The following is a 16,631-nucleotide window of genomic DNA, read 5'->3' on the forward strand; positions in this document are numbered from 1 at the left end:
TTGAAGGGAGCTTGTGTAGTGCGAAAGTATCTAGTTTGTGCCTTTACCCTTATATTGTTCTTCTCTATTCCTTTTTCTGGACAGGCAGAGGCGAAAACAACATTTCATGATGTGAAAAGTACGTTTTGGGCCGCCGATGAAATTAATGCGATGGCACAATTAGGAGTGGTGAGCGGTTATGAGGATCACTCATTCAAGCCGAATAATCCTGTAACTCGCGAGGAATTTGCTTCTTTACTTTCAAAAGCATTTAACTTAACTCAAACGGGTTCTGCTCCAAAGTTTACCGATGTGCCAGTTGAACGCTGGTCATATACAGCTATTGAATCAGTAAAAGATTATTTTCCTGGCTATTCCCTTGAGTCAGGTGCTACAAATTTTGATCCAGTAGGGATGGCGACAAGAGAAGATGTGGCAGCTGCGCTTGTTCGTGCACTTGGTCACTCAGAGGAATTGCAGACTGAAGTTTTATTAAAGGGATTTCGTGATGCTGCGGATATTTCACCGAACGTGAGAGCTGAAGTGGCGATGGCCGTTAATAAAGGGCTTTTAAACGGATATGAGAATGGCACGTTTCGCCCTAAGTCAACGCTGACTCGAGCGGAAGCTGCCGCTATCTTGTACCGAGCTGTGCATGGAGCACTCGCAAATGATTCTTCAAATTCTGTGTCTAATGGCTCAACTTATGCTACCATTACAGATTTTTCGTTAGCTGTTGGTTGGTATGGAGCGGTTTCACAAACGACCGATCCGAATCGCGTACTAGAAGGTGAGTCATCGGTTTCTCTTACTACTACCACTGAAAACACCACAACAGGGGCTAGGCTTCAAGATCTCTCTCTTGATCTAAGTCAAGCTAGTAACCTCATGCTTCGCCTATATGTAGAGGATATTGAGAAACTATCAAAGTTCGAAGTTAGACTGTCGTCTGATCCGAGAATGAGCTCCTATCTTGGGTATGCCCATACAAGATGGCAGCTGGTCGAAGGCTGGAATGAAATTGTTATTCCTATGGAGAAATTTTCACTTGTAGGAAGCAGTGAATCGTTTAAAAATGTTATGACTACACTTCAGGTTTCGGTTACACAAAGAGGGGAGCTTCCCGTAACCGTTTTGTTTGATGCCCTTTATCGTGATTATGAAGGGAATGGAAAGGTCATTATTCAGTTTGATGATGGATGGGAGTCCGTATATACGAAGGCTTATCCGTTGATGAAGGAAAAAGGAATTGTCGGAAATATGGGTATCATTAGTAATTTAGTCGGTAATAGCAATTATGCGAGTGTTGATCAATTGAAGGAGATGTATGCGGGTGGATGGGACATATTTAATCACACGGCTAGTCATCCTCGTCTAACCACGCTGACTGATCAACAGATAGAAGCTGAAATCAGTTCAGCAAAAGCCTTTCTAATTGGTAATCAAATGACAAGAGCAGCAGATTTTCTGGCTTATCCATATGGTGATTTTAACGAAAGAGTGATGAGTATTGCCAGCAAATACAGCCAATTTGCCCGGACTGTCATGCCTGATTTCGAGGTTGGCACGCCAATTAATCCGTATCGCTTAAAAACGATTGATTTAGTCAACGATATTGAGCCAGCCGTTTATCAAGAGGCCATTCGTACAGCTGCAGAACACGGAACCACTGTTATCTTCCTCCTTCATCGCATTGAGGATACAGGTACCAGTTCTATTATCTACCGAACTAAAGACTTTCAAGCATTCCTAGACTATCTGTATTCATACAGGCAGGAGGTTGATGTTCTTTCAATCAGTGAATGGTACAAAACTTTCTTGGATTAAACTTAAAAAGTATGAGATGATCACTTTTGCCTAAGTATAGGAAAAGTGAGGTATAATAATGAGATAGCATTTGTAAGGAGGGAAGCTTGTGGATAAGTATAAGCAGGCCGTTACATTATGGCAATCATATGGTATCAATTCTATTGCCAGTTTGGACAAATACCTAGACAGCTTCCGTATCCTATTTGCCTATCATTCAGGCAGAATTGAGAACGAGGAAATTACCTACCACGATACAAGAGAGATTTTTGAAAATGGACAAGTATCTAACTATACGGGAAACCCACGTGCTCTATTTGAACAACATAATCAGAAACTTTGTTACGAGTTGCTAAAGGAAAGTATTATTCATCAAGTCCCGTTAAGCATAGAGCTCATTAAAGAAATCCATAAAGTTCTCACTAATGGCACCTACGATGAGAGAAGATACATCACGAATAAGGAGAGACCCGGAGAATTTAAGAAGCATGATTATGTAACTGGACTACATGAGGTCGGCTCTCCTGTTGAGCATGTAGAAGCTGATTTGGCTGAGTTGATTACTGAAGTAAATCATTACAAGGGCAAGGATCCTTTGAAAGTAGCGGCTTATCTTCACGCAAAGTTTGAGTATATCCATCCCTTTGCAGATGGTAACGGTCGTGTTGGTAGAACTGTTATGAACTACTATCTCATGATTAAGAACCATCCACCACTTATCATTTATGACGAAGATAAACGATTGTACTACGAATGCTTACAGAAGTATGATGAAGCAGAGGATTTAAAGCCTCTTTATGAATTTCTCAAATATGAAACAGAAAAAACTTGGGAAAAAGCAATGAAGCTAGCTGACAGCGCCAATCATGAACGAAAGGGCTTGTCCGATTTTTTGGAGCAATAACCTCTCTTTATAGAATACATCTATGGAAAAATAAAGACAAAATATCCAGCTTAATAGGAAATCCCTAGTCTCCTTCCACTTTATGTGTAGTGTTGAGACTAGGGATTTTTTACAGATTCACTTCCAGCAAGGTTGAAGATAATATCTCGATAAAAGAAAATGTAGCTTATTCTACTTCCTACTTAAAGCTTTTTTATCTGCTCTGTTAGCTCTCTAAATTTAAGGTCAAGCTCCTTATATTCAGGACTGCCAGGGGACATAAAGCTAAGCTTTCCTAATACCTCTTGCCTTTGGGTTTCAAGCTGTAATCTTCTCTCTCCCTTATCTGCAATGTTCGCATCAATATTATTCTTATTATGGTCATTGTTAAGGGCTTTGCTTTTGCCCCTATTCTTTTCCTTGTTATACTTCATAAATCCAATCTTCGAAGCTTCCTGATTCAATTGTTTACGAATTATTTGATTGAAGAGGAGCAGCTTTGTATCAGTGGTTTTTTCAACAAAATAACGATCATGAGATACAACCAATAATGTCCCTTTATAATGAGCCAACGTTTCCTCCAACTGTTCCCTTGAAGGCAAATCAAGATGATTGGTAGGTTCATCAAGGATTAGCACATCTTTCTCCTCTAAAATAAACTTCATTAGCTTGCACTTTACACGCTCGCCCATACTCATGTATTTCATTTGCTCTGTCCATTGTGCTGAAGTAAACCCTAAATGCTTCATCGCATTCTGCACATGCCCTCTTTGCCTGAAGTTCTCTGTATAAAAAAACTCCTCAGGTGTCTGCTCAAGAGGCAAATCAAAGACATCCTGCTTTAGATAGCCAATATTAGCTGACGGTGAAACCCAAACCTCTCCAGTAGCTGATTCTCCTCCAAGGATAATTTTTAATAATGTTGTTTTACCACTACCATTTGGACCGACAAGGGCTACTTTTTCTCCATGCTGGATGGTAAAGTGAGCTTCTTTAAAGAGGAGGGTTGAACCAAAGGATTTAGTTAAATTTTTCACCTCTAAAAAACGTCTTCCCACTTTGTTGTTCGTTTGCATTGTAAATTGTACAGTGTATTCAGGCTCCAGAGCTTTGGCTTCTAAGCTCTCAAGCTCTTTTTCTAGCCGTTTTTGCTTAGACTTAACCTGAGAATCCAAACGTTTGGCTTTCTTCCGATGATACTCTTTAATTCCCTCTTGCTTTGTGGATTGAGCATGGCCTTTTTTTGACCATGACTTCAGCTCGCTGATTTGACCTTCTACTTGACTAATCCGTTTTTGCTGCTGTTCATAGTCGTGTTGCTGTGCCTTCCTTTTTTGTTGGCGAAATTCCATGTAGTTTGAATAATTGCCTTTATAGGTAACCACCTTTTTATTTTCAATGGACCATATTTTGGTGACCACCTCATCAAGGAAGTATCGATCATGAGAAACAAGAATAACTGTTCCTTTATAGTTTTTTAATAGCTGGATGAGAAATTCTGTGCTTTGTTCGTCCAAGTGGTTCGTTGGCTCATCTAGTAACAATAGGTCAGATCCCTGAGCAATGCCGATCGCCAGCCGTGCTTTTAATTTTTCTCCACCACTTAAGCTAGAGAAATCATGAGTAGGAACGTTCCACTTTTCCAGTAGTGTTACTTCTTGGGACGTCATTTCCTCAAATGAATAGGACGTTGTTTCCTGCTCAACTGTCGTCATTTTTAGCTGTGGCTGGACTTTTTTGATTTTCCCTGAGGTAGGCGATAACTCCTCATTGAGTAGCTTCAGTAGTGTGGATTTCCCTGCCCCATTTTTACCGATAATCCCAATGATATCTCCACGCTGAATCGTTGTCTGTATATTTTCAAGGATTGATATTCCTTCTATTTCATAGTGCATGTTTTCTATTCTTAATAGTTCCTGCATATCCTTTTCCTCCTGACATAAAGGGAGGCTAGACGTGTGACTTCTAGAAGACTGCTACAAAACAGAGTGCTCTAAAAGCTCAATACGTACAGAAAAATCCTCCCAAATGAATTTGGAAGGATTAGTCGCATTTTACATGTGCCTAAAATAGCCATAGGAATGTACAGAAAAAAAGCTACTTCGTTCCCGGATTTTGTACAAACAATGACTACTAGTAATCGAGCAATGAGGTGAAAATGGCAGACTAATCCTAAGTTTATAATCTGAAATATTTACTATTTCAAACGTTAACATAGATTAGTTATCCATCGTCCACCCATCACCCTCTCCGTTTTTGTTATTAAGATTGTAGCATCTTTGTATTTTGTAAGCAAGGAGTCACTAAATATTACTAGAAGCAGCGATTTAGCATTCTCTAAGAAAATTCTATAAAACAGATGCAGAGTAGTTGATCCGATGAGCCACTTGGCTGATCTGTAGAAAAACATAACTAAGTAACTTTAGTTAGTATCTTTGTTAAATCAAATTTTATATACTTTTTCTTTATAAAAGAGTTATTAATTGTAATGAGGTGATTTATGGATTCTTTGTTTAAAAGAAAATGGTGGGTTGTAGGATTTTTAGTGTGTATGCTTGTGCTTGCAGGAGCTGTATTTGGAGTTCTGCTTCAGGAGGGGCATGCTAGTGCTATTCCAGATGGTGATCCGTTGGTGATAGATGTACATGTTGATATGGCTCCAAGCGTTAAACCGAATGGGGCTAGGATAGATTGTTATCCTGAATGTCCAACCATTCAATGGGGTGACTATACGTATTGGATTTATGGAGAGGTAAATAGCAATCAATATTTTTTTGTTACGGCCTATAATTCTGCTAATGAACTACTTGGTTATAAGATGTACCATGGTGATAGATATATCATAAGTGCATCAGTTGATACGGAACAAAGAACCATTTCATTACATGGGCAACGTACTTTAGATGGTATTAATCCTATTACCTTCCCGTGGGATGAGCTTATTCCTGTGATATCGTTCGATTTAGAAGTAGATTCCAACCCAATTTTTGACGAGGAGGCAGCATTAGTAACGGCAAAATTTAATGGAACAGGAGATTCTTCCATTAATGCCGTAGATTTTTATGTGGGGAATGCAAAGCAGAATGCTACTCCCATTCCTTTATCAGGAGGAGATGCTTCTTTTTCAATAACCGGACTTGGTAGGGACACTCATATAATAACAGCTCATCTATTAAGGAATAATAGTGAATTAGTGAGTGTCTCTAATCCGATCTTCCTAGAGGTTAGAGCAAGAACCGTAACGGTGAGCTTTGAATCTAATGGCGGTACGGCTGTACCCGATAGAGAAGTAGAGATAAATTCAAGAATTCAACCGGCACCTATTCCACCGTCTAGAAATGGTTATACGTTTCGTGGGTGGTTTAAGGAAGAAGCGCTTCAAGATGAATGGATATTTTTCACAGACACGGTACAATCAACAAACATGACCCTCTATGCTAAGTGGGAAGCAAATAATTATATGATTAGATTTAATGTAGATGGTCTGATAGATACGTGGATGTATGGTCAATATGGTACGCTTATATCCGCACCAGCTTCACCGACGAAGGTAGGCTATACATTTGGTGGCTGGTACAGGGATCCGCAGTATACAAACCAATGGGATTTTGCAATAGATACTGTACCAGCAACGGACATTACACTTTATGCCAAATGGGTAGTGAATGAGTATACGATTCGCTTCAATGTGGATGACGAAGAATATGAAACGAGTACAGGTGGGTATGGCACGCTAATATCTGAGCCAAATTCACCAGCAAAGACTGGCTATACGTTTAGAGGGTGGTACAAGGACGACCAGTTTGGAGATATTTGGGATTTTACAAGTGATACAGTTCCAGCCAGAGATATCATACTCTATGCAGGGTGGGAAGTAAACGAGTATACCATTACCTTTGAAGTAGATGGAAGTGAGTATACAACCATTACCGCAGATTATGGTACTCTTATTTCTCCACCAGCCTCTCCAACGAAGCAGGGGTATCTATTTAGAGGTTGGTACAAGGACGATCAGCTTACAGAGGAATGGGACATTGCCACAGACACTGTTCCAGCAATAGGCTTTACGCTGTACGGGAAATGGGAGGTTCGCCCTCCATCTGGTGGGAATGATGATCACTATGACAATCCTCAAGTGCCTATTCAATCAAGTAATGCAGAACTAAGTAAATTAACCTTTTCTCTTGGAGTATTGAAGCCTATTTTTTCAAGTAATATCTTTAACTACACCCTTGAAGTAGGCGATGATGTAGAGAGTATAATGATCAATCCATCACTTGCTCACCATAAAGCAAGTATGACTGTCAATGGAAAAGCTATTCCTAAGGAAGGCCTAGTTATAGATTTAAAGGCAGGAAAAAATACGATCAAAATTGTAATAAGATCTGAAAACAGTACTCAACAGACATACACCATCGAGGTTGTTAGAGAATCTAATCAAAAATGTGGCTCAGAGTCTCCTGCTTTTAGTGACTTAACTGATGGAACGGCTGCTATTATTCAGGATCTGGTTTGTGAGGGAATCCTTAAAGGCTACACAGATGGAACGTTTAAACCGAATCATCCAGTTACTCGGGCAGAGTTTACCGTTATGTTAGCCAATGCATTTCAATGGGAAAAAAGCACAAGAGAGCTTACGTTTACAGATTATCAATCTATTGGAGAATGGGCAAAGCTAGCTATTACGAGTGCTATGCAAAAAGGTATATTTTTTGGATATGAGGATGGAAGCTTTCGTCCTCATAATCAGGTAACTCGTGCTGAAATGGCTGTTATTATTATGAGAGCTCTTGATTTAACCTTAGAGGATAGTCGTGCAAGTTCATTTGAAGACGATGCTGATATACAAAATTGGGCTAAAGCAGCTGTAGAAGCCATTCGTAAGTATGAAATATGGAGTGAGGATAACGCTTATTTTAGACCAAAAGCACCATTAACACGAATGGAAGCAGCAATTGTTATTTCTAGGATACTAGAATTAGAATAAGGTGAACTTATCTATTAAAAGGAACAGGCATAACATGCAAGTGTTACTTGTATGAATGTGCCTGTTTCTGGTTTTGAAGGAAAAGCTGCTAAAAGCAATTTGCTGGACATAAAGGAAATAGCGCCATTTATGTGCCATGTCTTGTGCTATAATGAAAAAAATATTGCTCTAGCCTAGTTTTTGAATGGGTGAGAAGGATGTGAGTGTATTGTCCAACGCTAAACAACATGAAAATCTAGTTTTGAAAAGTAAGCTTTTTCGACCTCAACAGCCTGAACAAGCTATCCAGCGTCTAAGTCTAATCGCTCATTTAAATGAGGGACTTAAGCGAAAAGCAACCTTTGTGATCGCTCCTGCAGGCTACGGCAAGACAACGCTAATAAGCAATTGGACCAAGCAGCTTGATAGGTCGAACGGATGGCTGTCACTTGATTCAAGAGATAATGACATTGCTCGATTTTGGTTATATGTGTGTGCTGCTATACATCACGCTGAGCCTGACTTTTTAGAGGATACCCTAAGCAGTGATATGGTCTCTAGTTCACTTGTATCAGGTCATGTGGAGCCGTTTCTTGTCAGACTGCTTAATCAATTGGAGGAGATGTCAAGGCATATAGTCCTTGTGCTTGATGATTGGCATGTTATTGATGATCAAAGGATCGTTGACTCCATGTCTTTTTTTATTGAGTATCTACCATCAAACGTACATATTTGCTTCATTAGTCGAAAATCACCAGAAGGCTTAAAAGCCCGTTGGTTGAGCAGAGGGTGGGTGAACAAGCTAGAAGCAGATAGTTTGCGCTTTAATCTTCAGGAAGCTACAGCCTTTTTTCACAAGCATAATCTGGTAGAGCTTTCTCATGATCAAATTCAATCCTTGCTATACAAGACGGAAGGTTGGGTTACTGGATTAAAGCTTGCTGTAATCGCCATTAATGGAAAAGTGAAAGATCAACTCTTTCATGCATTAGAAGCTCCGCAAGTACATGCAGAGAACTTTTTAGCAGAAGAGGTTTTTGAATCTTTGTCCGAGTCGGAGCGTAAAATGCTAATGAAGCTGTCCCTATTGCAACGCTTTAATCATGAACTATGTGCATGGATGTCACAAAATGATTTAGAGGCTCCAAGCTTACAAAAATTAATAGATTCCAATCTGTTTCTTGTTTCATTGGATGATCACAATCAATGGTATCGACTTCATCACTGGTTCAAAGCTTTCCTACGACGTCAATTAATTGATTACGATCCGAGAGCAGAGACAAGTTTGTACGGGCTGGCTGGTGCCTGGTGTGAGCAGCAGGGATTAAAAGAGGACGCCGTTGAGTATTATTTAGCGGGAAAGCATTACGAGGAAGCGATCCGTTTACTTGAGGAAATGAAGTCCTTTATGATACGCAGACAATTTTCCACGCTTCGCAAATGGCTGTCCATGCTTCCTGAAGCCATTCTCCAATCTCATCATTATCTATACTTCTCTTTTGTTTTTTCCTTGCTTTGGGATAATAGACCAGATGTAGCGGAGGAGTATTTATTACGCGCGGAGAGAATTTTGGAGGAGGAGGCACATTCTTGGTCCTCTGCTGAAAGAAATCGCTATGCTGGAGATTTGTACTTTGTTCGCAATTTTAAATCTACTCAATTTGATATGGATATGGTAAAAGGTCTAGAGTATATTCGTCTCTCTTTAATGCATAGTCCTACTGGTACAGATTTAATTTTTGCTTCACCTTATCTCCCTCTAGCGCCATCTATATACCGGTCTTACAACGGTAAGAGAGGCAGACACCTACCTAGAGAAATCGCAGATACGTTTTTTCAAAGCATGATTGCCTTCATGAAACAGATGGGCATAGAGGAGGCTATTGAGGTTTGCTATGGGGAGTTATTGTATGAACGAAATGAATTGAAGAAAGCGGAGGAGTATTTGAAAAAAGGCTTAACGAAAAGCATACGAACTAGACATGAGCCAGAAAAGGTATTCGTGCCTGCACTTCTTTTTCTTTCACGAATTAGTGTGGCCAACCACAACGTAATAGCAGCTGTAAGATGGCTTGAAATGGCAAAAGAAAAAGTCCTTGAGAATTCAAGTGCAATGAAGGAGGCCCTTATTTTCATTGAAGCAGAGCTCGCCTTGCTTAAGCTTGATGAAGGTGATACTCTTCTTGCTCTGCAGTGGAAGAGCAAGTACCGTTTATCACACCAAGATGCAGTGTCTGTTGATCAGCTTTATAATTATCAAGCTCTAGCACGAATCCTGGTAGCATCCAATGAGCTTCGAGCGGCCTGGAATTTATTGAAAAGGTTATGGGAAATAGCCCTCAAGGATCATCGTCCAATGGATGCTTTAGCAATCCAAATCCTTCAAGCTGTGCTACAAAAAAGAATGGGTAATCACGAGGAGGCTATTCTCTTGATAGAAGGCGCTTTAATACATGCAGAGCCTGATGATTATATTCGTGTCTTTGTTGATCAAGGGCTATCTGTAGCGGAGCTCTTAGGGGAGTATATTCAAATGCGTCAAAAGGGCTTGTTAAGAGACCGGAGCATACCATCGCTTAGGTATGTAAGAAGAGTGCTATCTAGCTTTGCAGATCAGGGGATAACTCTTTCAGCTTCTGAAGATTCTTTGGACACTTTGGAGGTCCTGCTCACAAATCGAGAATTAAGCGTATACAGATGTATGGAGGAAGGCCTTGATAATCAAGCGATTACAGAGCGACTTGGAATTGGTATGGGGACATTAAAGTCTCATATCAATCATATTTACAGCAAACTTCAGGTATCTAGTCGAGTGGAAGCGATCCGGCGTGGTAGAGAGCTACGGGGTGTATAGGCATTATTACTATTACTCATAGCTAAGAATTTATAACTCTATAACTCTATCTATAACCCAGGTTAGATTTCAAACTCTCCTTGTCATAGTATAATGATTTGCTAAGAGGAAAAGACTTATATTGGCATGAAAGTGGAGGGTTTATAAGCGTGCGATTAGACAAATTAGCAAAAGTAGCATACAAAAATAAATTGGTAAATCGCTTCATTATTGGGCTTCTGATTAGTACCCTGATTTCTGGAATCATACCGATTGGCTCGACAGCGTATGCATCCGAACGTATGGTTTCGAGGGAAGGGCTGATGGATAACATCGGGGAAATTATGGATTTTATTATTTCGGATAACGGAACGATGACAATAGCAGAGACTAACCGCATTGTTCAATTTGATAAGGACTTCAGAATAATATGGGAGTCGGTAATTGAAGGGGGCATGATCAGAACTCTATATGAGACAGAGGATGGCAGCTTTTTATTTACGGGAGCTAATCAGCAATATAATGCTATTTACGGTAGCATAAGCCCAGATGGCAGCACATTGTGGACTAGGGATATAGAAGCTTACGAAAGTAGTTACGTGGCTGCTTTGCTTCCACATGACTCTAGTAGTTATATCGTTATAGGCCATGTCAGAGAGACTCTAGGCAATTCTGCAAGACCGATCATACAGCTTGTTACTCAGCATGGAGATATGATTGCTGAGAAGCTAATCCCTGTCGGCGATAGTTCTGAGAGCCAGATGATTTATGATGCGCTCCCAGAGGGTAACGGAGATTTTGTGCTCTTCGGGAATTCCCAGAACAACGCTCTGGTAGTAAAAGTGTCTGGATTGGAGGAGTCGCTTGGGGATATTATGTGGTCCCAGACGTATTCTGTAGGTAATTCCTCCAGTTTTCAGAGAGCATCAAAGGTCAGTTTTAGTGGAACATCCGGATTTGTCATTGGTGGAAATACACTCAATCCTTCCCAAAGGGCTACCTTAACATTGATTGATGAAGAGGGTAATATGCAGTGGTCCAAGGTGTACGAGCAGGCAGGCTCTGGTGGAATTGGCTTGGATGTAACGGAGACTCGCGACGGTGGTTATGTGTTGGTTGGAGGAGACAATGGATCGAATGGCTTTTTTCTAAAAGTTGATGAGCAAGGCAATGAGCAATGGAGAAAGGTTTGGCCGGGAACTGGAAATATACGCGGTATTGTGCAAAATAGCGATGGAAGCTATATGATGGCTGGGGGAGTTCACTCAGGAGAAGGGGTTGTCCGACAGATGTCTGTGGGTGAACCTACTGGGCTTTCTGTAGATTCATTATCAAAACGCATTTTGGGACTAAATGAAAAGATGGAGTATTCCATCGATGGAGGGCTTCATTATGAAGCATACAATTCTGCACAGGAGCCTGTCTTTAATGGGGCTGTTGATGTATATGTGAGGTATGCAAAGGATCTAGCAAATGGTTTTGAGGAAGGTCCACCGACCGTTTTAAGCTTCACGAAACAGCCAATTGATTTGGAAGAGGGACAGATATTTAACCAAAGTGGAAGAAGCTATAGTGGTGTTATTTCCTCTAGTCCATTAGGTAAAGATTTTGAAATGACGGCTTATGGGGATTGGCCAGTCGATTTTACTAAAGATGTTCAAGCTTTTTCAGGTGCTGTATTTGATGGGGAATACATCTGGATGATTCCATACAGAGCTGGTCAAGTCGTACGCTTCCATCCTGAAACAGGTCAAATGATTGCCTATGGAGGTTGGCCAGCAGGCTATGCTCCAGGACCGGATCACTTTGCTAATGGAGCATTTCACAGTGGTGTTTTTGATGGTGAGTCGATTTGGCTTATCCCTTATGATGCCAATATGGTTGTTCAACTCGATCCATTGACGGGTGAAATGCAGGGCTATGATGCTTGGCCAGATGATGTTGGAGAAAGTTATAAGTTTTCAGGAGGATATTTTGATGGTGAGTCGATCATTCTTGTCCCACATAATTCGAAGGTGCTTGTTGAACTAAATCCAGCTACTGGTGAAATGGAGGGTTATGATAGTTGGCCAGATGATTTTCAGTGGGGGCTAAACGGAGCAGCCTTTGCAGCAAGTGTATTTGACGGAGAAAACGTCTGGATGCTTCCTTATGAGGCAAATCAAATTGTGAAGTTTAGTACCCTGACAAAAGAAATGACAGGATATGCTGAAGGACCAATAGGTGTAAACTTGAGTGCTGATCGATTTATTGGTGGAGCTTATGATGGCGAACGTATTTGGATGGCACCAATAACAACGGAATATGCTCTAGCTATTCATACCTTAACAGGGGAACTGGAGAAATATGAGATCTGGCCTGAAGGAGAGCAGCCTACTGGTTCTTCTTATAATTCAATGTTCTATGATGGAGAGGCCGTTTGGCTTATTCCATACAATCAGAATGCCTTTATGCGTATTGATCCCCATACAGGTGAAACAACATTACACAGGAATTGGCCACTAGACTTCAACAAAGGTATTGCATCCTTTTATTCTAGTGTTTCTGATGGAGAAAATCTTTGGGCAATTCCTTATTATGCGGATCAAGTGATCAAGCTGAGCCCCACCACTCCTCCGGTAGTACCGACATATGTCGTAGCTTATGATGGAAATGGGGCGATTGAGGGTGATGTTCCAGTCGATACTGAACGATACGAGGAAGGCGAAGAGGTTACCGTTTTGGGTAATCTAGGTCAGCTTTCTCTACCAGATCATCGTTTTGCTGGATGGTCATTCTCTCAAAGCGTAACAGACAATGTGTATACGGCAGGAGATCGATTCACAATGGGTGGCGAGGATGTTACTTTGTATGCCGTATGGGAGGAAAGTACACCTGAGCAGCCAGCAACGTATCTAGTAAGGTATGATGGGAATGGAGCCACCTCTGGACACGTTCCTGTAGGTGAACGTGTCTATGAGACTGGTGAACAGATTACAATTGAGTTTAATTCGGGCGGATTGATCAGAAACGGGTATAGCTTTTCAGGCTGGAATACCAGGTCAGATGGTAGTGGTACAGGGTATGAGCCTGGGGATCAGCTAATGATTGAAGATGCGGATATTACGCTTTATGCAAGCTGGGCTCGGTTGCCTTCTATTCCTAATAATCCTCCTGCACCAGAGGAATCTGAGCTGATTCAGCAGCCTGAGACTAACTCTCGGGCGATTACGATCAAGTTAGATTCAGTAGAGCTGCCTCTTGAAGCTCTCATGTACCGAGTGCAAGGGAAAAACGGTCAGAAAATAGATGAGCTTAGATTGAATCATCAGCTTGTGCAACAGTTGAAATTGGCATTAAGTTCAAAGCAAGCTAACTCTATTAGATTTGTAATTAAAGAGGGTCACTCTAAAGTGGATGCAGATGAATTCTTGATCAGCCTTTCGCCCTCTGCCTTGCAGGAGTTAAGCCGCTTAGATGTGCAGCTAGAATTTGATTTTTATGATATTGCTCAGACACTTACGCATCAGCAGTTAACGAGCTTAAAGCAGTCCGCTCAAGCTGTTCAATTTCGTTTTGTTCTACCCGATCAAGCTCTAAGAACGGAACAGGCTCAGAGCTTTATTGATGCTGTTGAGTCGGGTTCCATAGTTGAAAAGGGAGAAGCCGAACGGATCAGTATGCCAATCATTGTGGAAGCTACAGATGCTCAAGGTAAGAGTTTAGCAAATGTCGAAACATTACTGACATTTCCGCTGAATCATTCTTCTCTGCCGAAAGATGTAAGTCTTCAACAAGCTTACCTAGATAGCTTGTTCGTTTATGTGGTCCGTGATGAAGGAACGTCTGAACTGGTAAAAGGAGATATTATTCAGGATAATCGGCACAACGTAACGGGCATTCAAATCAAAGTGAATCAATTCAGCACCTTTGCTGTTGTCCGTGTAATAGCTGATGGCGTGGAAGAGCTTTATGAGCCTTATATCAGCGGATACGCGGATGGAAGCTTTCAGCCCTCGCGTTCTTTAACAAGGGCGGAGCTTGCTGTCATACTTGAACGCCTTCTCGCTTACGATGAGTTTGATGATGAGGGCAGAGAGAATTCCTTCCACGACGTGAAACAGGGGCATTGGGCGGCAGAGGCTATTCAAACAATCAGCCAGGCCGGCATCATGGAAGGAATAGGGAAGGATAGCTTTATTCCTAGTAAGGAGGTCACTCGTGCAGAGTTTGCTACCGTCCTAGCTAGATGGAGGAAGCTTGACGCAGAGGCAGTGAGCACCTTCGATGATGTACGGGGTCATTGGGCAGCTCGTGCTATTTCACAGGTTCAACAGCAAGGATGGGTGCAGGGCTATGAGGATGGCACATTTCGTCCTCATCGAGCATTGACACGTGCTGAAGCGGTAAAAGTCCTGAATGCGGTACTTGGACGTACACCTATGAGCGCTATAGATCAACCAACTTGGTCAGATGTTTCTGTCTCTCATTGGGCTTGGAGTGATATCGAATCTGCTTCACAAAACTATGAAGTATCAAGAAATTAGGAGAAAAAATAAGAGTAATAGTATTAACAAAGTCTAGTAAAATCGTAAATAGTTAAGCTTGGCAGAAAAAAGAAGTGGCCTATGAAAGAGGGTCACTTCTTTTTCACGTAAGAATTTAGGTTTAAAAGCCAATTGCTGCAGCGCATCATGTTTCCTGGAGGCTGCTCGAAATTGTACGTACATAAGAAAGGTGTGGAAGAATTGTGATTATTGAAATGAAAAACATTAAGTGATTTTCGTTGTATATCTTATACCTAACAAGCATATGAATGATTATAAAACCTTGTTATAACAAGGAAAAGGGTAATGTTCCCCTTTATTTTTCCAAAAACCAGTTCAAAAAATAAATTCATGCAAACACTTGATTAACTTATACGTACATGTTTATAATATGTGTAATGAAAGCGCTTTAATTAAAATAGAACCATTTATCGCACGACATGGATATGTAGATCGTAGCATTCCCTAACTTGTCATTCCTTTTCAGTTTTCAAACTTTTCTTAACGTTATTGAAGCCCCTTTCATATATGGTGGCTTTAATATAAACTAACTCGTTTTTACCATACTTTACTCAGGGGGGAACTTTGATGAAAAGATTTTTGCTTGTATTATCTGTTGTGATACTAGCTCTAGCTTTAGGCGCTTGTAACAATAGTGGAGGAGCAGGTGGGTCTAACGGAGATCAGCTAGTATTTGGCTATACGTCAATGACTCAGAACAATCCATTTTTCCAAGTACTTGAAGAAGCTATTCGAGAAGAGGTTGAGGCTAATGGGGATCGCCTTATAACGACGAATCCAGCGATGGATGTCTCCCTACAAATTAATCAGATTGAAGACATGATTGCACAAGGAATTGATGCTATTTTCTTAAATCCAGTGGATTGGGAAGGGATTAGACCAGCTTTAGTCATGCTTGAAGAAGCTAATATTCCAATCATTAACTACGATACTGAGGTTAAGGATTTCGATTATGTTACCGCTTACGTTGGGTCAGACAACATGAATGCTGGAAGAGTTGCTGGTCAGGATTTAGTTGAGAGATTTCCTGATGGAGGTAAGATCGCTGTCTTAGATAGCCCAACGATGAACTCGATCAATGATAGAATTGCTGGATTTATGGAAGCAATTGATGGTCACGGGTTTGAGGTAGTAGCTCAGCAGGATGGTCGTGGAGACTTAGAAACATCTCTAGGTATTACAGAGGATATTCTTCAGGCGCAGCCGGACATCATTGCGATTATGGGTGGAAATGACCCAACGGGCTTAGGCGCATTAGCTGCTGTACGTGCGGCTAATCGAACAGACATTGTTATTTATGGGGTAGATGGCTCTCCGGACGCTAAGCATGCTATTTCTGAAGGAAGTTCTTTCGTTGGAACAGGGGCTCAATCACCAATTTCGATTGGAAAGACGTCGGTCGAGGTCGCCTATAAAATTATGAATGATGAGGACTTTGAGAAAAATACACCTGTAGAGACATTTTTAATTAATGCTGACAATGTAGATGAGTATGGTACTGATGGCTGGCAATAACAAAGTGTGTAAGAGTGTCTATTAAAAAGTGGGTGCCTTTATAGGAAAGCAATAATGCTTGTCTTATAAGGCACCTCCTTTATCAGTAAACGAGGTGGAGAT

General features: G+C 41.0%; 7 protein-coding genes. 6 read left to right on the plus strand and 1 reads right to left on the minus strand.

Annotated elements, in window-relative coordinates; translation table 11 throughout:
- Positions 1–18 precede the first annotated feature (18 nt).
- A complete protein-coding gene (locus tag J2S11_RS15650) occupies positions 19–1,806 on the plus strand; it encodes an S-layer homology domain-containing protein (protein WP_307396097.1) in 1,788 nt (595 codons plus the stop codon).
- Between the two features lie 88 nt (positions 1,807–1,894).
- On the plus strand, positions 1,895–2,689 hold the full coding sequence (locus J2S11_RS15655) for a Fic family protein (protein ID WP_307396099.1): 795 nt from the start codon (positions 1,895–1,897) through the stop codon (positions 2,687–2,689).
- 182 nt (positions 2,690–2,871) lie between these two features.
- Here J2S11_RS15655 and abc-f read toward each other — a convergent pair whose 3' ends face one another.
- The gene (gene abc-f / locus J2S11_RS15660) at positions 2,872–4,590 is read right to left on the minus strand and encodes a ribosomal protection-like ABC-F family protein (RefSeq protein WP_307396101.1); all 1,719 of its coding nucleotides are present in this window, start codon (positions 4,588–4,590) and stop codon (positions 2,872–2,874) included.
- 578 nt (positions 4,591–5,168) lie between these two features.
- Here abc-f and J2S11_RS15665 point away from each other — a divergent pair.
- The 4 genes from J2S11_RS15665 to J2S11_RS15680 all read left to right on the plus strand — a co-directional run bounded on the left by J2S11_RS15665 (position 5,169) and on the right by J2S11_RS15680 (position 16,529).
- On the plus strand, positions 5,169–7,655 hold the full coding sequence (locus J2S11_RS15665; RefSeq protein ID WP_307396104.1) for an InlB B-repeat-containing protein: 2,487 nt from the start codon (positions 5,169–5,171) through the stop codon (positions 7,653–7,655).
- A 208-nt stretch (positions 7,656–7,863) separates the two neighbouring features.
- Positions 7,864–10,488: a winged helix-turn-helix domain-containing protein gene (locus tag J2S11_RS15670; RefSeq protein ID WP_307396106.1), complete on the plus strand. Its 2,625-nt coding sequence runs from the start codon at positions 7,864–7,866 to the stop codon at positions 10,486–10,488.
- A gap of 149 nt (positions 10,489–10,637) precedes the next feature.
- Entirely contained in the window at positions 10,638–14,993 is a 4,356-nt protein-coding gene (locus J2S11_RS15675; RefSeq protein WP_307396107.1) for an S-layer homology domain-containing protein, read from the plus strand.
- A gap of 588 nt (positions 14,994–15,581) precedes the next feature.
- The gene (locus tag J2S11_RS15680; RefSeq protein ID WP_307396108.1) at positions 15,582–16,529 is read left to right on the plus strand and encodes a sugar ABC transporter substrate-binding protein; all 948 of its coding nucleotides are present in this window, start codon (positions 15,582–15,584) and stop codon (positions 16,527–16,529) included.
- The last annotated feature ends 102 nt before the right edge of the window (positions 16,530–16,631 follow it).

It is taken from the genome of Bacillus horti, assembly GCF_030813115.1.
In the GTDB taxonomy this organism is placed as follows: domain Bacteria; phylum Bacillota; class Bacilli; order Caldalkalibacillales; family JCM-10596; genus Bacillus_CH; species Bacillus_CH horti.

Bases quoted from the DNA above. Each gene is read 5' to 3' on its own strand.
- J2S11_RS15680 (WP_307396108.1), top strand. From the start codon at position 15,582: ATGAAAAGATTTTTGCTTGTATTATCTGTTGTGATACTAGCTCTAGCT.
- abc-f (WP_307396101.1), bottom strand. From the start codon at position 4,590: ATGCAGGAACTATTAAGAATAGAAAACATGCACTATGAAATAGAAGGA.
- J2S11_RS15665 (WP_307396104.1), top strand. From the start codon at position 5,169: ATGGATTCTTTGTTTAAAAGAAAATGGTGGGTTGTAGGATTTTTAGTG.